This window comes from Corallococcus silvisoli (assembly GCF_009909145.1).
GTDB classification, from domain to species: Bacteria; Myxococcota; Myxococcia; order Myxococcales; family Myxococcaceae; genus Corallococcus; species Corallococcus silvisoli.
The window spans coordinates 346,433-368,976 of record NZ_JAAAPJ010000008.1 but is presented as its reverse complement, the minus strand read 5'-3'; the positions used below and the strand labels follow the sequence as shown (position 1 = coordinate 368,976).

At 71.0% G+C, this 22,544-nt stretch carries 14 protein-coding genes; 3 read left to right on the top strand and 11 right to left on the bottom strand.

Annotated features, from left to right (window positions below; translation table 11 throughout):
- From GTY96_RS18040 to GTY96_RS18000, 9 genes are all read right to left on the bottom strand, one after another.
- On the bottom strand, positions 1-3,003 hold the full coding sequence (locus tag GTY96_RS18040; RefSeq protein WP_161665348.1) for a zinc-ribbon domain-containing protein: 3,003 nt from the start codon (positions 3,001-3,003) through the stop codon (positions 1-3).
- Positions 3,004-3,007: 4 nt separating this feature from the next.
- Complete coding sequence (purH, locus tag GTY96_RS18035) at positions 3,008-4,552, bottom strand: bifunctional phosphoribosylaminoimidazolecarboxamide formyltransferase/IMP cyclohydrolase (protein WP_161665347.1); 1,545 nt, start codon at positions 4,550-4,552, stop codon at positions 3,008-3,010.
- Positions 4,553-4,659: 107 nt separating this feature from the next.
- The gene (locus GTY96_RS18030) at positions 4,660-5,151 is read right to left on the bottom strand and encodes a sigma factor-like helix-turn-helix DNA-binding protein (protein ID WP_014397952.1); all 492 of its coding nucleotides are present in this window, start codon (positions 5,149-5,151) and stop codon (positions 4,660-4,662) included.
- Positions 5,152-5,205: 54 nt separating this feature from the next.
- Complete coding sequence (locus tag GTY96_RS18025) at positions 5,206-5,730, bottom strand: MerR family transcriptional regulator (protein ID WP_143902167.1); 525 nt, start codon at positions 5,728-5,730, stop codon at positions 5,206-5,208.
- Between the two features lie 140 nt (positions 5,731-5,870).
- Positions 5,871-7,991, bottom strand: coding sequence for a serine/threonine-protein kinase (locus GTY96_RS18020; protein ID WP_235685682.1), 2,121 nt, complete (start codon positions 7,989-7,991; stop codon positions 5,871-5,873).
- 10 nt (positions 7,992-8,001) lie between these two features.
- Positions 8,002-11,082 (bottom strand): protein kinase domain-containing protein, encoded by a 3,081-nt coding sequence (locus GTY96_RS18015; RefSeq protein ID WP_235685704.1) that lies wholly within the window; start codon positions 11,080-11,082, stop codon positions 8,002-8,004.
- Between the two features lie 160 nt (positions 11,083-11,242).
- Positions 11,243-11,554 (bottom strand): hypothetical protein, encoded by a 312-nt coding sequence (locus GTY96_RS18010; protein WP_143902171.1) that lies wholly within the window; start codon positions 11,552-11,554, stop codon positions 11,243-11,245.
- Between the two features lie 208 nt (positions 11,555-11,762).
- Positions 11,763-14,714 (bottom strand): choice-of-anchor D domain-containing protein, encoded by a 2,952-nt coding sequence (locus tag GTY96_RS18005; protein ID WP_143901608.1) that lies wholly within the window; start codon positions 14,712-14,714, stop codon positions 11,763-11,765.
- A 201-nt stretch (positions 14,715-14,915) separates the two neighbouring features.
- Positions 14,916-15,566: a CDP-alcohol phosphatidyltransferase family protein gene (locus tag GTY96_RS18000; protein ID WP_143901610.1), complete on the bottom strand. Its 651-nt coding sequence runs from the start codon at positions 15,564-15,566 to the stop codon at positions 14,916-14,918.
- Between the two features lie 140 nt (positions 15,567-15,706).
- On the opposite strand from GTY96_RS18000, the gene GTY96_RS17995 reads away from it, so the two are divergent.
- Both GTY96_RS17995 and GTY96_RS17990 read left to right on the top strand, forming a co-directional pair.
- Positions 15,707-18,268, top strand: a complete 2,562-nt coding sequence (locus GTY96_RS17995) for a penicillin acylase family protein (RefSeq protein ID WP_161665345.1) — start codon at positions 15,707-15,709, stop codon at positions 18,266-18,268.
- Between the two features lie 372 nt (positions 18,269-18,640).
- Positions 18,641-19,090: a DofA protein gene (locus GTY96_RS17990; protein ID WP_143901614.1), complete on the top strand. Its 450-nt coding sequence runs from the start codon at positions 18,641-18,643 to the stop codon at positions 19,088-19,090.
- A 57-nt stretch (positions 19,091-19,147) separates the two neighbouring features.
- Here the strand turns inward: GTY96_RS17990 and GTY96_RS17985 are convergent, their stop codons facing one another.
- Positions 19,148-19,993, bottom strand: a complete 846-nt coding sequence (locus GTY96_RS17985; RefSeq protein WP_143901616.1) for a ThiF family adenylyltransferase — start codon at positions 19,991-19,993, stop codon at positions 19,148-19,150.
- Between the two features lie 12 nt (positions 19,994-20,005).
- Complete coding sequence (locus GTY96_RS17980) at positions 20,006-20,722, bottom strand: class I SAM-dependent methyltransferase (RefSeq protein ID WP_143901618.1); 717 nt, start codon at positions 20,720-20,722, stop codon at positions 20,006-20,008.
- A gap of 437 nt (positions 20,723-21,159) precedes the next feature.
- Between GTY96_RS17980 and GTY96_RS17975 the strand changes: the two genes are divergently transcribed.
- On the top strand, positions 21,160-22,539 hold the full coding sequence (locus tag GTY96_RS17975; RefSeq protein ID WP_143901620.1) for an alpha/beta fold hydrolase: 1,380 nt from the start codon (positions 21,160-21,162) through the stop codon (positions 22,537-22,539).
- The last annotated feature ends 5 nt before the right edge of the window (positions 22,540-22,544 follow it).

Below are 22,544 nucleotides of genomic sequence, written 5' to 3'. Positions count from 1 at the left end.
TCAACCTCGCTCGTCCAGCTTGTAGAGCAGCTTCTTGGCCGGGAAGTAGGAGGGGTCCAACCCCACCACCTTCTCCAGCACCGCGCGCGCTTCCTTCGGCTGCGTGGCCACCTGGAGCTCCGCCAGCTTCGTCTGCGCGGACAGCATCTTCGGCGCCACATCCAGCGCGGACTGCAACGTCCGCTTGGCCACCTCCACGTCCCCGGAGGCCGCCTGCGCGAGCCCCAGCGACAGGCGGGCCACCGGCAGGCCCCGCTCGACGCCGACCGCCCGCTCCGCGAAGCCCCGGGCCTGCGGCGACTTCGCGTCCAGCGCGATGAGCGCGCGGTAGGCCTGCGCGCCACCGCTGTTCGCGTTCGCATCCACCACGGTGTGCAGCAGGCGCTCCGCGTTCTGCCGGTCCCCCTGGTGGAAGCGGACCAGGGCCTCGTACAGCAGCGGCTGCACGTCCTCGGCACGCTCGCTCAAGGCCTTCACCCCGTTCTCCACGCCCGTCAGCGTGTCGCCGGGCCGCAGCCAGAAGCGCGTCAGCGCGGGCCTGGGCGCGAGCCGCAGCGGATCCCACTCCCGCGCCTCCAGCACCGGATAGAACAGGCGGAAGGACTCGTCGCGCTTCTTCGCGACCGCCGCCGCCACGCCTTCCAAAAGCCGCGCGTCCATGCGGCGGTCGTCCTGCCGCACCGCCTTCTGGAAGCGCTCCTGGGCCCCGGCCGTGTCGCCCTCCAGCAGCAGCACGCGGCCCTCCAGCACGGTCTCCAGCGCGGCGTCGTCCAGCCGGCCCTGGAAGCCCTTCAGGTGCTCACGCGCCGCGGCCGCGTCCTTCTGCGACAGCGCCACCATGAACCACTGCAGGTGGGCCTCCGGCAACACCGGCACCACCTTCAGGGCCTCCGTCGCGGCCTTCACCGCGCCCGCGTCATTGCCCGCGGTGCGCTCCGCCGCCGCCAGGTGGCTCCAGATCTCCGACGCGTCCCGAGGCCCATAGCGGGACGCGTTCTTCGCCAGGTCCTTCAGGGCGCGCACCGCCTCGCGAGCGTTGCCCTCCGCCTGGTAGCGAAGCACCGCCAGCGACAGCAGGGCGCGCATGTCGCCCGCCTTCGTCTTCAGCCGGTCCTCGTACAGCTTGCGCGCGAGGCCCGTCTCCCCGACCTCCACGTAGATGCGCGCGGAGGCCTCCAGGCTGTCCCAGTCCTGCGGATCCAGTTCCAGCCGGCGCGACAGCTGCTTCAGCGCCAGCCCGTACTGGCCGGCCTGCTCGTGGGCGAGCGCGCTGTAGTAGTCCACGCGCTTGAGGCCCGGCGCCAGCTTGCGCGCGTCGTCGAACTCCTGGTTCGCCAGCTCGCGCGACGTGGACACCCGCGCGCGGCCCAGCACCAGGTGCGCCTCCGCCTTCTGCGTGTCACTGGCCTTCGGTTGAGCCAGCACCGCCGTCGCCAGCCGGGCCGCCTCCTCCAGGCTGCCGGCCTGACGCGAGCGCGCCAGGAGCAGGTTCGCGTGCGCGACGAGCAGTCCGGGCGTCCGCCCGGCCATGTCCTCCGCGGCCTTGACGAGCTCGCGCGCCTCCTGGAACGAGTTGTCGTCCATGCCCGGACCGCGGCCCAGCGCCAGCGCCTGCACATAGCCGGAGATGGCGTCCGCGCTGCGCGGGTCCAACAGCAGCGCCTGCTGGAACGACTCCTCCGCCTCCGAATACGCGACGCGCTGATCCATCGCGAGCTGCTTCTGGCCCGCGGCGAGGTGGGCCGCGCTGGTGCCCTCCAGCTCCAGGAACTGGAGCTTCCACCGGCCCACCGCGGCCAGCACTTCCGGAGGCACCGCGGACGGAGGCGTCGGCCGGGCCTCCCGGACCGCCCGCTCCTGCCCAGGCTTGTAGACGAGGAAGTAGCCCGCCGCGCCGCCGCCCCCGAGGAGCGCCAGGACGAGCAGCCCGATGAGCGCCGGCCGGCGTCCGCCGCCCCCCGCGACATCGCGCTGGGCGCTGCGCACGGGCGCCGCCGTCAGGTGCGAGGTGCGCGCGGGCTTCACCTGGCTCACGCGCGACGGGTCGGGCGACAGCGCCGTGGCCCCCTCGGTGCGGGGCTCGCCGGACGACTCCGCGGAGGGGTCCAGGCCGCTCATCATCGGCAGCTCCAGGTCGCCCCTGGAGGGCGGAGCCGTCACCTCGGGAGCCACCACCACCGACGCCGAGGCATCCCGGGAGGAGCCTGTCTCGCGCTGCTTGCAGTCGTCACAGCTGCCGATGGCTTGATCGAAGGGATCCGTCAGCACCTTGCCGCACGAACGGCAGTTCGCGTGCGCCTCCGCCTTCGCGGCGGCCTGCGCGGAAGCGCGGACGGACATGCGGCCCAGCGACACGGCCCCGGAGGGGGGCGCGGAGGAGGCCCGGGCCGGCGCCGGCGAAGGTGCGCCGTCCGGCTCCAGGCCCCCGGGCGGTGGCCCGAGGAAGTCGAGCAGCGCGTCCGCGGGAGGCGCGGCGCGGGGAGGCGCGGCGGCGACCGGCGGACCGGGCTTCGCCAACGACGCGGCCTTCGGAGCCTCCGCGAGCGGCGGGCCGAGGTCCGCGAACGGGTCCCCTTGAGGACTTGCGGGCGCGGGCGCGCGGGACGCGGGAGGTCCCAGGTCCGCGAATGGATCCACGCTCCCGGGGGGCCCCAGCTCCGGCATCTCCCCGAAGTCTCCGAAGAGGTCCGACGCCGGGGCGGCCTTCGCCGGGGCGGCAGGTGGGGGCCTCGCCGCGGCGGGAGCGGCACGCGGCGCCGCCGGATTGCTCCGGGGCTCGCGCGCCACAGGGGGAGCCGCCGGCGCGGAGGGAGCACTCTTCGGCTCGGCGGCGACGGCGGGCGCGGCCCCTTCAGCGGGGGCCGTCACGGACGCGGCGGACGCCTCCCGCTTCACGAGCTGGAGGTGACGGCAGCGGGGACACTGCGCGCGGACGCCCTTGGTCGTGATCAACCGGTCGTCGATCGCGTAGGCCGCCGCGCATTTCTGGCAGACGATGCGCATGAAGTTAGTGCCGGAAGTGTCGCACTCCCGTCACCACCATGGCCATCCCATGTTCGTCCGCCGCGGCGATCACCTCCGCGTCCCGGACAGAACCGCCCGGCTGGATGACCGCCGTCGCCCCCGCCCGGGCTGCCTCGTCCAGCCCGTCCCGGAAGGGGAAGAAGGCGTCCGAGGCCACGGCGCTGCCCTTGAGGGCTTCGCCACCACGCGTCATGGCGATGCGCACGGAGTCCACCCGGTTCGTCTGGCCGCCGCCCTGAGCCAGCAGCTGGGCCGGCGCCGCGAACACGATGGCGTTGCTCTTCACGTGCTTGCACACCTTCCAGGCGAAGCGCAGCGCCCGCTCCTCCTCCGGGGTGGGGGCGCGCTTGGACACCACCTTCCACTCCAGGGGCGGCTCCACCGCGTCGCGGTCCATCAGCAGCAGGCCGCCGGACACGCTCCGGGCATCCACCTGCGCACGCGGCCGGGCGGTCGCGGACGCCAGCGCCGGGCCCGCCTCCAGCAGGCGCAGGTTCTTCTTGCCCGCCAGCACCTGGAGCGCCGCGGCCGAGTACGACGGCGCGATGACCGCCTCCAGGAACGTCTCCGCCATGGCCTTGGCCACGGCCTCGTCCACCTCCCGGTTGAAGGCGACGATGCCGCCGAAGGCGCTGACCTCATCCACCGCGCGGGCGGTGCGGTAGGCCTTCTCCAGCACGTCGTCCACCGCCACGCCGCACGGGGTGTTGTGCTTGATGACCACCGCGCAGGGCTTCTCCGGGAACTCCAGGACCAGCCCCAGGGCCGCGTCCAGGTCCAGGATGTTGTTGTACGAGAGCTCCTTGCCCTGGAGCACCTTCGCGAACGCCACCGACGGCTCGTTCGGCGTCTGGAACTCGCGGTAGAAGGCGCCGCGCTGGTGCGGGTTCTCCCCGTAGCGCAGCCCCTGCACCTTCTGGAACGCCAGCGACAGCTCCTCCGGGAAGGGCTCCTGGGCCTCGCCGGACAGCCACCCGGAGATGGACGCGTCGTAGGCCGCCGTGTGCGCGAACGCCTTGCGCATCAACCGGCGCCGCGTGGCCTCGCCCACGGCCTTCTGGCCTTCGATCTCCGCCAGCACCGCCGGGTAGTCGTCCGGATCCACCACCACGGCCACGTGCTTGAAGTTCTTCGCGGACGCGCGGACCATCGCCGGCCCGCCGATGTCGATGTTCTCGATGACGTCCTCCTCCCCCGTGCCGGACGCCACCGTCTTGCGGAAGGGGTAGAGGTTCACCACCACCAGCGAGATGGGCTCGATGTGGTTCGCGGCCATCTCCGCCCGGTCACTCGCCAGGTCGGGCCGGCCGAGGATGCCGCCGTGGATGCGGGGGTGGAGCGTCTTCACGCGGCCGCCGAGGATTTCGGGGCTCTGCGTGTGCTCGGACACCTGGGTGGCGGGGATGCTGGCGGCCTTCAGGGCCTCCAGGGTGCCGCCGGTGGAGAGCAGTCGGTAGCCCAGCCGGACAAGGCCCTGGGCAAAGGGGACCAGACCGCGCTTGTCGGAAACGCTCAGGAGAGCCAGCACGTTTGCGCCTCGGGATGGGTGGGGGGTGGCGCGGGTCCTAGCAACCACCCCCTGGGGTGTCAACGCAACACGTCACCCCAGGCCCGGCGCGAAACAGTGCCCTGCACTCAGGGCTTGCGAGCGGACACGGGCGGCTCGGCCTCCGTGGCCTCGCGCAGCTTCATCAGACCGCGGGTCTCCACCTGACGGATGCGCTCGCGGGTGAGGTTCATGATCTCCCCCACCTCCTCCAGCGTGATGCCGCCCTTCTCCGCCACGTCCAGGGCGCAGGTGTGCTCCAGCTCGGTGATTTCCTTGTCCGGGAAGTTGAGCTTGATGGAGCCCGTCTCCGGGTTCACATCCAGGTACAGGTTGTGCTTGCAGGACACGAAGAGACACGGGCGCGGGCCGTTGATGCAGTCGGCGCGGGTGCGCGGCCGCTGCTCGTCCACGAGCTTGAGGGTCTCCGCCTCTTCGGGGTCCAGCTGACCGGCGAGCCTGCGCCGGCGCAGGTCGCGCGCCATCTCCTTGCGCGACATGGTCTTGGAGCGCCGGCGTTCCGCGGGCTGCTCCTCCTCATTCCCCCCCTCGCCCTCCTGCAGCTGCTTCACTTCCGACATGATTCCTCCAGATGCGTGGAGTCTATCCGGTTCAACAGGACCCTGGGGGGCATCCTATTGCGGCCGGAGCGTTTCGTCTTCGCGCGCCGTGACGGCGCTGCCCAACCGGGCGACATCCCGGACCAGATCCTGCGCCCGTTGCCTGAGCGTTGCCAACTGGGCTTCGAGTGACCTCCTGCGTTCTCCTCCCAGGGGCCGCCCTCCCAGCTCCTCCTGGAACCCGTCCAGCACCTCCGCCAGGTCCCTCTGGAGCTGGTCGATGTGGTTGCGGTGGAAGACAAAGGAGCGGCGGATGTCCTCCAGGGTGTGTCCTTCAGCCATCATCTTCTTGATGACATTGATGCGCCGGACCGCTTCCACCGGGTAGAGGCCCAGGCTGCCCTGGTGCTTGCCCTTGCGGCCCACGCGGCGGCTGCGCGGCAGGAGCCCCGCCTGGACGTACTTCCGGAACGTCGCCTCCGAGAGCCTCACGCCCCGGGGCCGGAAGATTTCCAGGATCGCGTTCGCGGGCAGTCCCCCCGCGTTTTCACGCTCGATGCGCTCGAGTTCCTCGGGCGCAAGCAGGTCCATCGATTCCATTGAATAGAGGCTACTGAATGGCTGCCATAGGTGCCAGATTCGCGCGTCATTCGTCAAGAACGACGAGCGGACGGACGTCACCCGTCCGACGTTCGGGTCGGCGGGTCAGCGGGCGGTGAAGGAAGAGGGACGGCGGAGGTTCAGCGGCCGCGAGGCGCGCGGAACTCCTGGGTCGCGGTGCCGTTGGCGGGCACGACGACGGTGAACGTCTTCGCGCCGGACGGGTGCTGGAAGGTCAGGGTGTAGGTCCCGGCCGGGACCTTGTAGGTCGCGCGGCCCTGCACGTCTCCGAGCCGCTTCGCGCCCAGGTAGACCGTGGCGTAGGGGTTGGCCTTCACCTGGAGCGAGCCCATGGCCTTCGCCGCTTCCGCGGGCGGAGGGACGGCGGTGTCGCCCGTGGGACTTGGGGCGGGCGCGGGCTGACCACCCGAAGGGGGCGTGGCCAGGGCGGCTTCCCTCCGCTGCCCGTCGAGCTCCGCGTCGATGGCCTCCCCGGCCGGCTCGCGCGCGGAGGGGGTCGCCTCCGGAGGAGCCGCGGGCTTCTCCGTCGTCGCGGCGGTGGGGGGCGTGACCGGCGCGGAGACCGCGGCCGACGGGGTGCTCCCCTGCCCCAGGGCTTCGGCTCCGGACGAGTACCGGGCCACGGCGAGGACGCTGGCGAGGCCCGCGAGGCCCAGCACGGCGGCGCCGGTCCACAAGGCGCGCTTGCGGTTCGACGCCGCGGGGGGGCCGGGCTCGGTGGCGGAGACGGTCTCGATCTCCCGGTCGTCGTGCGCGCCGGCGGTGTCGTCACCGGAGGCCGCGCCGCTTCGCGCGGAGGTGTTGCCGCCAACCACGGCCCCGTTCACGGAGACGCCGCCGGACCTGCTCCGGGCCCCGGACTGACTCACGGAGGAGGCACCGCTGGACCTGGCCTGGAGCCCGGCGGCGCTGTCGTCCGCGCCCCCGGAGGGGTGGGCCTGACTGGAGGAGGACTCGCCGTCCTCGACGAGCGGCGCGCCCGTCCTCGCCCCTTCGCGCGACTCGGTGCGCCCGAGCGGTTCGCGCGCGCCCCGCTCCAGGGCTCGCACCGGCATCAGCAGCGTGGGCTGCGGGGGGCGGCCGTCCGCGGAGTCGCTGGCGCGCTCGTCGCGGGACAGAACCAGCGTCGTCCCGTGAAGGTCCTCATCCTGCGAGGCGCGCCCCTTCGCCCCCGAGGCATGCTCGCGCGACGGCATCACCGCCGTGGGCTCGCGGGGCGGTGGCTCGGAACCAGCTCCGGGCACCGGGAGCGCGCCATCCTCCAGGGCCGTGCGCTCCGCGAGCGCGGGCAACGCCTGCTGGCTGGCGGCCACCGGGAAGAGCCTGCGCACGAACGCGCCCACGTCCGTTTCGTCCACGGAGCGGGCGTGGTTGAGCACGCACTGAGCCAGCGCGCGCTCCAGCTCCCCGGCCGTCTGGAAGCGCTTCGACAGGTCGCGCTCCAGCGCGCGGCGGATGACCTCATCCAGGTCCGGCGGCACGTCCGGGTTGAGGCGCGCGGGCGGCACGATGGTGCTCTCCTGCACCGCGCGCAGGACGGCGATCTCCGAATCCCCCTGGAACAGCCGTCCGCCGGTGAGCAACTCCCACAGCACCACGCCCAGCGCGAACACGTCGGTCCGCACGTCCACGCTCTCGCCCCGGGCCTGCTCGGGGGACATGTACGCGAACTTGCCCTTGAGCACGCCGGGGTTGGTCAGCTTGTTGCCCGCCTTCGCGATGCCGAAGTCGGTGAGCTTCACCGCGCCGTCGTACGACACGAGCACGTTGTGGGGCGTGACGTCCCGGTGCACCAGGTTCAGCAGCTCGCCATTCACCCGCAGGCGGTGGGCGTAGTGCAGGCCGCGCGCGACCTCCGCGCCGATGTGCGCCACCAGCACGGGCGGCATCGGCGTCATCGACTCCCGGGCCCGCTTGCGCAGCTCCCACAACGAGCAGCCCCGCACGTACTCCATCGCCAGGTAGTAGGTGTCCTCGTGCTTGTCGAAGTCGAAGATCTGCACCACGTTGGCGTGGTTGAGCCGCGAGGCCAGCCGCGCCTCGGCGATGAACATCTGCACGAAGTCCGGGTCGCTCGCGAGGAACGCCCTCACGCGCTTGATGACGACTTCCTTCTCGAAGCCCTCGGGCCCGCGCGCGGTGCACAGGAAGATCTCCGCCATGCCCCCTTCGGCGAGCTTGCGGCGCACGAGGTACTTGCCGACGTGGGTTCCAGCCTCGAGCGTCACGGAAGGGTCCAAGGGGCCACGCCTACTCGAACTTGACCGTCACCACGTTGAGGTCGATGGGGCGCACCTCGATGCGGCGGCTGAGGGTGCGCTTCAGTTCGGGGTTGGTGAACTTGCAGTCATAGGTGCCGACGCGCAGCTCGACGGGCTGGAAGGGCGTCTCCCCCAGCTTGCGCCCGTTGCAGGTCACCTCCGCCCACGGCGTCACCACGAAGCTCACCGACGCGGCGCGCTCCGCCGCCCGGGGAGCCTCACGCACCTCCGCCGTTGGCACCACCGGGGTGGCCACGGCGCCCGGAGGCGCCTGGACGACCTGGGCGGGTGCCTCGGCGCGCGGCGCGGCCGGGGGCGGCTTCGTCTCCACCGGCGCGACTTCCGGTGCATGGGGGGCCGCCACGCCCGAGGGGCCACCCGCGGGCGCCGGCGCCGGTGCCGGCGGCTCCGTGGCGGGCCGTCCACCTGGTGCCGTGGGCACGAGCTTCAGCGGCCCCACGTCGAGCTGCCCGTTCGGCGGGATGACGATCTGCGTGCGCAGTTCGCGGTAGCCGTCCTTCACCAGCACGAGCCAGTACCGCCCGGGCTTCACCGTCGGGAGCGTCAACGGCGTTCGCTCCGGGAGCACGCGATCCTCGAACACCACGCGCGCGCCGCTGGGCTCGGATGCCACGCGCACGCCGCCCGCGCCCATCTCCAGGCTCCAGAGGAATCCGCCCACCGCGAGGAGCACGAACAGCGCCACTCCGGCCCAGATGAACCCGCGGCGCTTCGGCGGCGCCACGGCCGCATGTTCGGTGACAGTGCCGGTGCGGGCCGGTGGCGCCCAGGCGTTCGGATTGGACACGCGGGACACCGGGCGCGGCACGGTGGACGCGGTCATCTCCTCGACCGTCGGATGCGGCGCGGGCAGAGGGAGCCGGGAGTGACGGTGCTCTCCGGAGGCCGTCGCCGGGCCCACGCGGGAGCCGGGCACCTCCGAGCGCGGCACGGCGCGCATGTCCTGCGTGGGGCCTTCATCCACGTCCGCGTGGGAGACGGAGCGCATGTCCAGGGTCGCGTCGTCCTCATCCTCCGAGGCCTGTGCCGCGAGCAGGCGCTGATCCAGCGTGGGCCCGTCCTCCTCCACCTGGAAGCCACCGGACAGCTTGCCCAGCGGGTCCATCATCGCGAGCGTGGGCGCGTCCTCTTCCACCTGGAAGCCGCCGGTCAGCTTGCCCAGCGGATCCATCATCGCGAGCGTGGGGCCCTCTTCCGCCGTCACCGTCGGGATGGACGGCTCCTCCAGGCGCACGGGCCGGGTGCCCCGCGACGGCGGCGACTCCACGGCACGCCGGGCCCCCGTTGTCGCACGGGGCTCGGGGCGGCCGTCCACGTTGCGGATCTCGGAACGGGGCTCGGGGCGGCCGTCCACGTTGCGGATCTCGGAACGGGGCTCCGCGCGCCCCTCGGAGCGCGCATCGGCGCGGAGATCGGCGGAGCGGCCTTCCATGCGCCCCTCCGCGTTGCGTCCCTCCGAGCGCGCATCGGCGTTCCGGCCGTCTCCGCGCGCATCCGCGTTGCGGCTTTCGGCACGGCCCTCCGCGTTGCGCCCCTCCGAGCGCCCTTCCGCGTTGCGGCTTTCCGCACGGGCCTCCGAGTTGCGGCTGTCCGCGCGGGCCTCCGCGTTGCGCCCCTCCGAGCGCCCTTCCGCGTTGCGGCTTTCGGCGCGGGCCTCCGCGTTGCGGCTTTCGGCGCGGGCTTCCGCGCTGCGACCTTCCGAGTTGCGGCTTTCCGCGCGGGCCTCCGCGCTGCGCCCCTCCGAGCGCGGATCGGCGTTCCGGCCCTCGGCACGCGGATCGGCGCTGCGGCCCTCCGAGCGCGCATCCCCACGCGGATCGGCACCACGGCTCTCGGACCGCGCTTCCGCACGGGCATCCCCACGCGGATCGGCGCCGCGGCCCTCCGAACGGGGTTCGGCGTGGCGGCCCTCCGCGTTGCGCCCCTCCGGACGCGTCTCTGCCGCCCGGACCTCCGAGCGCGGCTCCGCATCCAGCTCCTCGCGGCGCGACTCCACCTTCCCACTCGGCCGGTTCGCCCGGTTCGGGCGCAGCGTCGTGGTGGGCTCGTGCTCCGTGCGCCCCACCATCCCCGCGGGCCGCATCACGGACCGGCGCGGCGCAGGCGGCGGCTCCGAGCGCGGAGACACGCCGGCCTCCTCGTCCGTCACCTGCACCTCGCCCGACCGCGCCTCCTCCGACAGGCGGTCCGCGAACAGCTCCTTCATGAAGCCGGCCAGGTCCGCCGTCGTCCCGCACGGCTGCGGCTGCGAGGCCAGCCACCCTTCCAAGGCCAGCTGCAGGTCCTGCGCGTGCTGGTAGCGCGCGTCCGGCTCCTTCGCGAGCGCCTTGAGCACGATGGTATCCAGCTCCACCGGGACCCGGGGCGCCACCTGCGACGGCACCGGCACATGGCACTCCGCCACCGCCGACAACGTCAGCATGTCGCTGGGGCGCTTGAACAGGCGCCCCCCCGTCAGCAGCTCATGCAGCACCACGCCCAGCGCGAACACGTCCGAGCGCCGGTCCACGCGCTGCCCGGCGGCCTGCTCCGGCGACATGTACGAATACTTGCCCTTGAGCACCCCGGAGCGCGTCACGGTGGCCTGGTCCGCCGCCTTCGCGATGCCGAAGTCCACCACCTTCACGCCACCGTCGAACGTCACCAGGATGTTCTGCGGCGACACGTCCCGGTGCACGATGTCCAGCGGGCGCCCCGTCGCGTCCGGCTTCTTGTGCGCGTAGTCCAGCCCCGCGCATGCCTCCAACAGGATGCGGCACACCAACGGCACCGGCAGCGGACGGCCCGCCGTCTCCGAGCGCTTCCAGAGCCGGCGCGCGTCCACGCCATGGATGTACTCCATGGCGATGAAGAACGTGTCCCCCTCCGCCCCCAGGTCGTAGATCTGCACCACGTTGGGGTGCGCGAGCCGGGCCGCGATCCGCGCCTCGTCCAGGAACATCCGGACGAACTCGTCGTTCTCCGACAGGTGCGGGAGGATGCGCTTGAGCACCAGCAGCTTGTCCGGAGCATCCGAACCCGGCCGGCGCGCGAGGTAGATCTGCGCCATGCCGCCCGTGGCGAGGCGCTTCAGGAGCTGGTAGCTGCCGTAGGTTTCGATGGACACGGCCGGGACGCGTGGAGGCGAACCCCAAGCGTAAGCCCGCCGGCCAGGGGAATCAAACATCGAATCCCCCTGGGTTTTTTCCTGCTCCCCCCGGACCTGCGCCCTAGCGCCGGACCGCCCGGACCTCGCGGGTCTCCCGCATCAGGGCTTCCAGTTCGTCCAGGTGCCGCTTGAGCACCGGCATCAGCACCGGCGCCGTGTCCACCCGGTCGAACAGGTCCAGCACCCGGTCCACCTTGCGCTCGATTTCCTGGGCTCTCAGCGGGCTGATGCGGCGGAGCAGCAGGTCCGCCCCGGCCTCCATCAGCACCCGCGCCACCGCGTCGCGGGACGCCAGCGGCTCCTGCTGCCGGCGCTGCCCCTCCCCACGGATGACCCGCAGCCCCGGCGCACCGGCGCGCGGAGAGGACTTCATGGGCTCGTCGGGGATCCAGGTGCTCACAGCGCGCCTCCCAAGGCAACAGCGTGCAGACGCTCCGCAGGGTACACACCGAGGGAGCGCCTCCAATTTTCTGGTCATCCGCACAGGCAGATGCAGCGCTGTAGCACCGGGGTCTGACACCCCCGTTCGAGGCCGGATGCCCGGCCCGTCACGGGGTCCACACCGCTCCGGGTTCCACCGTTCAGTGGTTGGCGCAGGCGCGGCGGTAGGTGATGGCCACCTTCGCGCCCGGCGGCGGCACCGTGGTGAACACCACGCTGTTGGAGGCCGCGTCATAGGTCCACCCGTTCGTCACCGGGGTGCCGTTGACTGCCACCACCAGCGTGCCCACGTCCGGCGCCTCGCTCAGCGGGAAGCGGTCCTGCGCGCTGAACGCCTTGTTGGCCACCTGCCGCAGGAGCGGCGAGTAGTCCCCCGCGCACACGTTCAACACCGCGCCGCCGGTCTGGAGGGCCGCGTCCGCGTAGCGGGTGCCCGTGCCGCCCGCCGTGGGGCAGGTCGTCGTCGTGGGCGCGATGGCGAAGAACGTGGCCCGCTGCGGCTGGTTCTCCCCCTTGCGCTGCTGCGCCCACTGCACGTACGTGGCCACCGCGTCCGGCGAGTGGTCGTCCTCGTCGCCCACGAACACCACCACCAGCGCCGCGGAGTCTCGCAGGAAGCCCAGGTTGCCGTCGTTGGGCAGCGGCGTGCGCGGATCATCCGCGTTGTTCACCAGCGGCGCGGTGAGCGCGCGGCGCATCGCCTCCAAGCCCTGCTCCACCTGGGCGCACTGGCCCACCTGCACGTTCTGCTGCAGCAGCTTCGTCACGTTGGGCGTCGCCAGCGTGAGGATGCGCGGGCGGCTGTTGTCCGCCGGGAAGAAGCGCCCGGCCTCCCCGCCCAGCGCGCCGCCCGGGCACGCGCCGGACACCGCGGTGATGCCCGTCGTCGTCACCGCGATGTTCACGTCCACCGCCTTGCTGCGCGCGGTGTCCACGAAGGCCGGGATGGCGGACACGAGCCTCGGGTGCTCCTCCACCATGGACGCCGTGTTGTCCACGACGAACAGCACGTCCACCTTGCTCACGTCCTGCTGCACGAAGCTGTCCGTCTTGTCCGTCTTCTTCGAGGACTCGCCGATGAGCGGCACCATCAGCGGGATGGGCAGGTCGCTGGAGTCCACGAACAGGGGCGACAGGTTCATCCCCGTCACCTGCGCCAGGTAGTCCACGCCCACGGTGAAGGACTCGCCCGGCTGGAGCTCGAACGCGGGCGGCGCCGGGTGATACAACAGCTCGAACTCCGAGTCCGTGGTGCCCGGCCCGATGAAGACGTTGGACACCGTGACGGGCGTGGTGCACGCGTTGAGGTAGTTCACCTCGCGCGGCTTCGGCCGGCAGTCCTTGCGGCCCACCCCGAAGTCCACGAACCAGGGGGACGCCACCAGGCACGCCTGCTGCGAGTTCGCCAGCAGCGGCACCCGCAAGACCGGCACCGTCGGGTTGTGCTGCTCCACCTGCACCTCCCCCGCGAAGCTGCCGCCGGTGAAGGGCGCCGTGAAGGACACCTGGAAGCTGAACCAGTCGCCCGGGTAGATGATGCCGCCGAACAGCTCCCCGCCCGGCATGCGGAACACGCCGCCGCCGTCGTTGGCCACGCGGATGTTCTTCACCGGGCACAGGTCCGTGCCCTTGTTCTCCACCTTCACGCCCAGCACCGCGCCGCGTCCGGGCGGGATGGTGCCGAAGTCCACCGCCTGCGGCGTCACCGCCAGGTCGCACGGCGCATGCGCCGTCGCGCTGCCGAAGAAGTCCAGCTGCACGGTGGCCGCGGAGAACGCGCTGGTCGCCATCACCAGCGCGCCGGAGGAGGAGCCTTCACGCGAGGGCTCGAAGAAGATCTCCAGGTTCACTTCGCCGTTGGCCGGCAGCGTGACCGGCAGGGCCAGCGGCTTGTGGTTGAACTGGAGGGCGCCCGCCGGGTCCGGCGTCCAGTCCAGCGAGTTGATGGTGAGCGGCCCCGCGTTGTCCGTGCCGCAGTTCTTCACGTTCACGACGACGCGCGACTTGGAGCCCAGCGGCTGGTCGCCAAAGTCATACATCAGGGGTGAGACGCACAGCTCCGACGCGCCGCCGAAGCCGCGCAGGAGCACGGGCACCGTGGGATGGCGCCGGCTCACCACGGAGTAGACGGCGCGGTCCATTGCCGGGCCCATGTGGCCGGGGCTGTAGTGGATCTCGAAGGCGCGCACCTCCCCGGGCTGGAGCACCAGCGGCAGGCTGGTGTTGGCCTGGCTGAAGGACGCGTCCGTGCCGTCCAGGATGAGCGACGTCACCGACACCGGCTCCGTGCTCACGTTGCGCAGGCTGGACGCCTTGATGACGTCGCGGTCCATCGGCACCGCGCCGAAGTCCACCACCGCCGGCTCCGCCACCACCGCGCGCTCCAGCGCCTCCGCGGTCACCTGCACCGTCACGTCCGCGCACCAGTGACAGGGGGTGATGGCCAGCGCGATCTGCTTGCGGCCCACGCGCACCGGGTTGAACGTGATGGGCAGCTCCGCGCGCTCGCCCGGGTTGAGCGTCACGACCGGCGCGACGAATTCGTCCTTGTCCGCGCCCACCAACCGGGGCGTCACCGTCACGGGCAGCTCCGACGGGTTGTCCAGCGTCACCCCCAGCGTCTTGGTGGAGTCCGCCTCGATGCGCCCGAAGTCCAGCGCGCGCGGCGTCAGCCGCGCCCACGCGTCCACGCCGGCGCCGTTCAGCGGAATGCGCATCAGGGGTTCGCTGCGCGTGTCCGTGCGCACCACCAGCACCGCGGGCAGGCCGCCCCGCACCTGCGGCTCGAAGCGCACCTTCAGCGTGCACTCACCGCCGGGCGCCAGGGTGTGCGGCCCTTCGTCGGTGAACTCCGCCTGGTAGGCGCCCTGCGGCCCCTCCACCCAGGCCTCGCCCACCGTGATGCGCGCGCGGCCCACGTTGCGCAGCGTCACCGTGGATTCCCGCGCGTCGAAGATGGCGACCTGAGAGAAGTCCACCCCGCCCGGCGTGGCCGTCAGCCGTCCGTCCGCGAGCGACGAGCGCTCCCGGTCCGCGCAGCCTGACAACAACCCCACCACCACCAACCCCAGCAGGCCCCAGCGCGCAGTCATCGCACCCACCCCTTCCCTCCCGCCTCACCCAGAAGCTCGATACCGCAACGAGTTCCACACGAAGGTGGCTCCCGCGGATCAGGGGGCGAAACTAGGCACCCACCCCGGGACTGCCAACCGCCCCACCCTGGGAAAAACAGGGGAACTGTCCTCCAGGACGTCCACTGGAAGGCACCTCCTCGTTCAGGGCGGCCGAAGCCTTCAGAATTTCGGGATGCGCAACGTCTTGCTGATCATCGCGCTGCCGCTGGCGACGTAGAGCAGGGCCAGCGGATGGAGCTGGAGCGGGCCCAGGTTCCAGACCCCTCCCCAGAGCGCGTCGCCCATCCGTCCCTGCCAGGTGGCCACCGCCAACACCATCACCAGCAGGAGGCTGGTCGGGATGGGAGTGCCCTCGAAGTACTTCACCTTGCCGGTGCCGTCGGACAGCTCCGCGGAGGTGACGTTGAAGCGCGCCAGCCGGCTGATGCCACACGCGACGAAGTAGAGCAGCGCCGCCACGTCCAGCGAGCCGCGCAGGCCCACCGCGAACGCCAGCGCCGCGGGCGCCATCCCAAAGGAGATGACGTCCGCCAGCGAGTCCAGGTCCGCGCCCAGCGGCGACTTGCGGAAGCGCCACCGCGCGATGCGCCCGTCCGCCACGTCCATCACCAGCGCCACCGGCATCAGGAAGAACGCCACCCACAACCAGCGCGGATTGCCCGTCGCCAGCGACTGCATGGCCGCCAGGATGGCGCCCGCGCCAGCGAAGCCGTTGCCGAGCGTGACGAAGTCCGCCAGCACGAAGGTGCGAATCATCGAGAAGTGGCGGCGCGGGCGACGGGCCGCGGGCCGCGAGGGCTCGTGCGTCATGCCCCCCGTGTAACACACACCGACTTCCGGGCTTTCCCAAACCCACGACGCGATGCATCGAGCACGTTCACCCCGGAGCGAAAGTCAAATCCCAGAAACATTGACCGGCGAATCGCCACCTTCCTAGTCTCCGGCCCGCCATGCACGAGCACACCCCCGATACGTCTCCTTCTCGCGGCGGGTCCCGGTCTCTCCGGGCCCGCCGTTGGTCTTTCTCCCTGTTCGCGTCGCTGGCGCTGCTGGCCACCGCCGGCTGTGACGACGACGAAACGGAAACCCCGCCGCCGCCGCCGGCCGCCCCGAAGTACACGGCGAACATCAAGCGCACCTCGTACGGCATCCCGCACATCACCGCGAACGACTACGGCAGCCTGGGCTTCGGCCAGGGCTATGCCTTCGCGCAGGACCACGTCTGTACGCTGGCGGACCAGATCCTCAAGGTGCGCAGCGAGCGCGCGCGCTTCCTGGGCCAGGGGCCGGGCAACACCTACGTGGCGTCGGACCTGGCGTACCTGTCCATGGGCCTGCTGGACCGCGCCGCGGCCGCCTTCCCCACGGTGTCGGAGGAGATGCAGGCGATGCTCACCGGCTACGCGGCCGGCTACAACAAGTACCTGGCGGACACGGCCCCGGCGGCCCGTCCCGCCGAGTGCGCCAACGCGCCCTGGGTGCGGCCCATCACCCCGGTGGAGCTGCTGGCGTACAACACGGACCTGACGCTCATCGCCGGCGTCAACGCGCTGGCGCTCACCATCGCCGCGGCGATGCCCCCCACCGTGGGCGCGCAGTCCTTTGATGCGAAGCAGGCCGCGCTGCGTCCCCAGATGCCCACCCTGGAAGACCTCCAGCGGCTGCGCCGGGCGGACTTCGGCAGCAACGGCTGGGCCATTGGCGCCGAGCGCACCGACAACGGCAAGGGCATGGTGATGGCCAACCCGCACTTCCCCTGGGAAGGCGAGCTGCGCCTGTGGGAGAGCCAGCTGACCGTGCCCGGCCAGCTGAACGTCTACGGCGTGGGCCTGATGGGCGTGCCGGCGGTGCTCATCGGCTTCAATGAGAACGTCGCGTGGACGCACACGTTCTCCTCCGGTCAGCGCATGACCATGTACCAGCTGCAGCTCGTGCCCGGAAAGCCGACCGTCTACAAGTACGGCAACGAAGAGCGCGCCATGACCTCCAAGACCTTCACCATCCTGGTGAAGCTGGCGGAGGGCTCGGTCACCAACTACACGCAGACGATGTACTTCAGCCACTACGGCCCCATCATCGCCATCCCGGACTCGGCGGCGCCGGGCTTCCCCGCGGGCACGCTGGGCTGGAACACGCAGACGGTGCTCACCCTGCGCGATGGCAACATCGACAACACCAAGTTCCTGGACCAGTTCCACGGCATGAACAAGGCCAAGAACCTGGCGGAGTTCAAGGACGTCTACGCCACCCAGCAGGGCCTGCCCTGGGTGAACACCATGTACGCCGACAAGGAGGGCAAGGCTTGGTACACGGACGCCACGCCCACGCCCAACCTCACCAAGGACGCGTACACGAAGTGGCTCACCGAGGCGACCACGGGCACCAACCCCATCGCCTACGGCATCTACTCCGCGCTGGGCTTCGTGCTGCTCAACGGCAGCGACCCGGCCAACGAGTGGCAGGTGGAGCCGGGCTCGCGCAGCCCCGGCCTCGTGCCCTTCGCCAAGGTGCCGAAGCTGGACCGCAATGACTTCGTCTTCAACGCGAACGACAGCTACTGGCTGTCCAACCCGGAGGCCCCGCTGACGGGCTTCTCCCCGCTGCACGGCCTGGAGAAGGTGCCCCAGTCGCCGCGCACGCGCATGAACGTCATCACCCTCACCGAGTCCGGCCCCAACGCCGCCTCCGGCCCCGACCACAAGTTCAGCCTGGACGAGCTGAAGACGGCCGTGTTCAGCAACCGCAGCAGCATGGAGGAGCTCGTGCGCGCGAGCGTCGTCGAGCGCTGCGCCGGCAAGACGACGATCACCTACCAGAACACCGCGGTGGACATCAGCCAGGCCTGCACGCTGCTCAAGGACTGGAACGGCCGCTACGACACCGGCGCCAAGGGCGCCTTCGTGTTCCGTGAGTTCCTGGGCGCCTACTCCGGCCCCAACCTGCTCAACGCGGGCCAGCTGTTCGCCACCCCGTTCGACCCGGCCAACCCCATCGCCACGCCCAACACCCTGGTGCCCGCCCCCGCGCAGGGCGACGACCCGGTGCTCGTGAAGCTGGCGCAGGCCGTGTACACCATCAACCGCTCCGGCGTCGCGCTGGACAAGACGCTGGGCGAGGTGCAGTTCACCGCGCGCGCCGGCGCCAACATCCCGCTCCAGGGCGGCATGGGCCGCGAGGGCATCACCAACGTCGTCTCCTACGGCGTCGCCCGCACGACCCTGTTCGACTACGCCGAGCCGCACCTGCCGACCTACAACGCCACCACCCTGCTCAGCCGCACGGGCTACCCCATCAACAACGGCAGCAGCTTCGTCATGGCCATGCAGTTCACCGACGCGGGCCCCACCGGCAACGCCGTGCTGACCTACGGCCAGTCCGGCGACCCGACCTCCGCTCACTACGCGGACCAGACGCGGCTGTTCTCCCAGAAGCAGTGGCGCCCCATCCTCTTCACCGCCGCGCAGATCTCCGGCGACGCCAACCTCGTGGAGACCAACGTCTCCGGCGGGTAGCGCTCACCGCCTGACGGGCTGAAGCCTCACCGAAGGCCCCGGGAGCCACCGTGCTCCCGGGGCCTTCTTGTTTTCAGGGGGAGTCGTCATTGAAAGATGTCACAGCCAGCGGAATGCCCAGACATGAAGGGTTGCCCCGGCGTCTGGGTTTAGAATCCGCCAGCGAACATCCACAAAGACCGCGAGGCGAGAACACAGTCCGTGGCGCTGTCAGTGATGAGGGGATGTGTCGTCTCAGCAATGTCAGCCTTCGGGGCTAGTTTCTTGACCGCGGCTGAAGAGCAGGATGACCCCCAAGCACGAGGAAGAAAGCCCGGTCGGGGTGGACCGGGACGGTCCCTGGGCCCCCGTCACGAAGGAGTCGCGAACGCCATGGCACTTCCGGTCTACAAGACAGACGTCATTGACAAAGTGTTCTTCCTGCGTTGGGACGCGCCACCGACGCCGGATGAGATTCAAGCGGTGTACCTGAAGATGCAGACCGCCTATCAACAACACCAGCAGCCCATGGTGCTGGTGACCATCGCGGGGGCGAAGTCGGCGGTGCCCAACAGCGAGCAGCGCCGGCACCTGTCCAACATGCTGTCGGACGCGCGGGCGCTGTTCTCGGAGATCCACGTCATCATCGAGGGCAACGAGCTGCAGCACAACCTCCAGCGCGTCATCGTGTCGGGGATGCTCATCGTCACGCGGACGTATGACGACCAGTTCATCCGGGTGCACAAGAGCGCGGACGGCGCCGCGGGCTTCATCGCGCGACGGCTGGGCGTGGACGGCACCCAGGTGGTCAATGAAGCGCGGTCGCGAGGCGTGGTGATGTAACAACCGGGGGGATTCGGGGGCCCGGAAGGGGGCCCCCGGCCCCTGGAGGCCCGGCGGTCAGCCCCGGGCGTCCTGGCTCAGCGACCGGACAGGACGCGGGGCGGGACGGGCGGCGCCGACGGAGCCCCGCACGTAGCGGTGGTCGAAGAGGTCCACGTAGAGGTACTCGGGCCAGGACACCATCGCGCGAGGCCCCAGCATCACGCCGCGCATGATTTCACTCACCATCAGGCCGGCGGCGGTGGTGGCGCCAATCACGCACGTGGGGGCGTGGCCCCGCCCCTGGTAGCAGGCGTCCATGTACTCCTGGAGCATGTAGCTGCCCAGGTGGGGGATGATCTTCGGCAGGTCGATGCGGCCGTCCTGCAGGATGAAGAGCTCTTCGTAGAGCGGCGCGTCTGGCTGGAAGACATGGAGCGCGGCGCCGAAGCCCAGCATCAGCCCGGTCATGATGGGGATGCCCTGCTCGCGGCACGTCTGGTGGAGCGACTCCTTGGCCCTCGCCCCCGCGATGTCGATGACCTCCACCACGTAGTCCACCGGCGGCAGGCCGCCCTGCCCCTGGAGCACGTGCGCCACGTTGGTGTCGGTGATGCCCTCGTGCACCTTGTGCACGCGCAGGTCCGGGTGGATGTCGCGACACATCCCCTCCACCACGTCCACCTTGCGCTGGCCCAGGGTGCTTTCGAAGCAGCCGATCTGCCGGTTGATGTTGTGGCGTTCGTAGACGTCGAAGTCCGCGAGCGTCAGGCAGCCAAAGCCCAGCCGCGCCAGGTCCACCGCGCACTGGCCGCCGGCGCCTCCCACGCCGGCCACGAGCACGTGGGTGCCGGCGAGCTTGTCCATGGTCTGGGGGTGGAGGACGCCCAGGTTGCGTTGAAAACGGGGGTTCACGTTCGTCATGGAAGGGGCTCCCTACTTGCGCATGCAGACGTAGAAGTTCTCGCCGTAGTAGTCGTCACCGTCGGCCACCAGCGCCTCGGTGAAGCCCACCTTCTCCAGCAGGCGCACCGCCTGGTCCGTGTCCAGGAAGGTGACCATCTCGTTCGGGTCGGTGGTGAGCCGCTGGGCGCAGGTGCGGTGGTGGTTCACCGCGCGCTGGAGGGCTTCGGTCCAACGCCCCTGGGACTCCCATTCCTGGATGGAGTTCGTCAGCACCTTCTCCAGGTTCGGCCGGGGGCGCTTGTTGCTCGTCATGCACAGCACGCCGCCGGGCTTCAGGTGCGTCCACGCCTCGCGCAGCACGGCCTCCGGGTCGCGCACGTAGAAGAGGACGTTGTTCATCACCACCGCGTCCGCGCCGCCCTCCACCTCCAGGGGGAAGGTCGTCACGTCACCGGGCAGGATCGTCCAGCGCGTGCGCACCGCCTCCGGCTCGCGGTCGCGGCGGCGCACCGCCAGGGCCAGCATGGCCTGGTTGTTGTCAAAGCCGATGACGCGCTGACCCCGGCGCACCAGCGGTTCGCTCACGAGCCCCGTGCCACACCCCGCGTCGATGACATAGGCGCGATCCCGGGTGTCGCGGAGGAGCTTCTCCCGCTGCCGCTGGTAGCACGGCAGTTCGGGGATCATCTGATCATAGCTGTGCGCGAAGTCGTTCCAGATGTTGTCGACGAAGACGGTCTCGGGCATGGGTCCTCCCCCTCGCGGGGAGTCAGGGTGAGACCCGCTGTTGTCGCCCGTCCCCCTCCCCCGCGCGATCACCCCGCCGTCTTCCCCTTTCATCCAGGACTTGCCTGTTTCATATGTATGTGTTGGATTGAATGAACATCCACACCCTGGTGGGCAGGACGGGGGCGCTCCAGGTCCGGAGAGCTCCGCGCCATCCATGGTCCGCATGTCTCAGCGCTGAAGCACCGCGGCTGGCGGCGTTTTTCACTCTGAGCGCGGCCGGAGCGGGCCCCTGTAGCATTCAGGAGTGAAGCCGGCCCCACGGGGCAGGATCAACAAAATCAATACGTTGGGTCCTGGCGCGGAAGGTGCTCTTGGGGGCACTCGCGGCGGGAGCGCTGGATGTCAGTCCCATGCGCTTCTCTGCGTGGGGAACCCTCATGCGAGTCGAGGTCGGTATGCGTAGGACGTTGTGCCTGTGGGTGATGCTGGCGTTGTTCGTGGGCGCGCGCTCGGAGGCGGGGGAAGCGCGCGAGACCACGGTGGGGCTGGAGCAGCTGTCGCGGTCGCTGGTGGCGGCGGGACTCAACGCCGTGAGCACGCAGCGGGAGCCCCTGGGGGGCGGACTGGCGCACTACACCTGGAAGGTGCGGGTGGGGACGGGCCGGTACGACGCCATCACCCTGCACCGCGTGGTGCGTGAGGTCCTGCCGTTCGTCCCCGCGCGCACGGGGCGGGCGGTGTTCATGGTGCACGGGGACCTGTGGGCCTTCGTGCCCGCGTTCCTCACGAACACGCGCGTGTCCACGATGCCGCAGGACGAGTCCCTGGCGGGGTTCCTGGCGGGCCGCGACGTGGATGTGTGGGGCATCGACCTGCGCTGGGTGGGGGTGCCGGAGACGGAGAAGAACTTCCAGTTCATGGCGGACTGGCACCTGGACACGCACGTGAAGGACCTGGGCACGGGGCTGGCGTGGGCGGACACCGTGCGGCGGCTGTCCGGCGCCACCGGGGGCAACGACAAGATGTTCCTGATGGGCTGGAGCCGGGGCGCGACGATTGGCTATGCGTACCTGGACGGGGAGGTCCAGCTGCCGCGCTCGCTGCGCCGGGTGGACGGCTTCGTGCCCATGGACATGGTGCTGCGCTTCGGGCCGGAGGCGGCGGAACAGCGGGCCTGGGCCTGCGCCCGGTACGAGGCGCTCCGGACGGCCCGCCGCGCGGGGCGCACCGAAGGGGGGCTGCTGGGACCCGCGCCGGGGACGCCGGTGCGGCTCATCGGGCAGCTGGCGCATGACGCGCCCAACGAGCCCTCCCCGCTCGCGGCGCCGGGGCTCGCGGGGCTGCCCCCGCCCACCAACCGGCAGTTCGCGGTCATCGCCGCCGGGGCCACCGCGGCCCTCTTCGCGCCGCTCCAGCCGCTGACGCCGGGCTACCACCTGAACGGCAGCCTCCCGGACACCACCGGCCTGCCCTACCAGACGGCCTTCACGCCGGAGCCCACCCTCTTCGACTACCTCCAGCTCGCGGTGCCCTACCAGAGCCTCAACGAGGTGGTGGAGACGGAGGCGCAGCTGTGCGGCCTGGACGTGCCCTATGACGACCACCTGAAGGACGTGAAGGTGCCGGTGCTCTACGTGGGCGCGGGGGGCGGCGTGGGCCGCTTCGGCGAGTACTCCACGCGCCTGCTGGGCAGCACGGACGTGACCCACCTCATCGTGCGCAACCGCCCGGAGGCGGAGCGCGCGCTGGACTACGGGCACGCGGACCTGTTCCTCGCCCGGGACGCGCGCGCCCGCGTGTGGACGCCCATCCTCCAGTGGATGCAGGCGCGCTGAAGGGG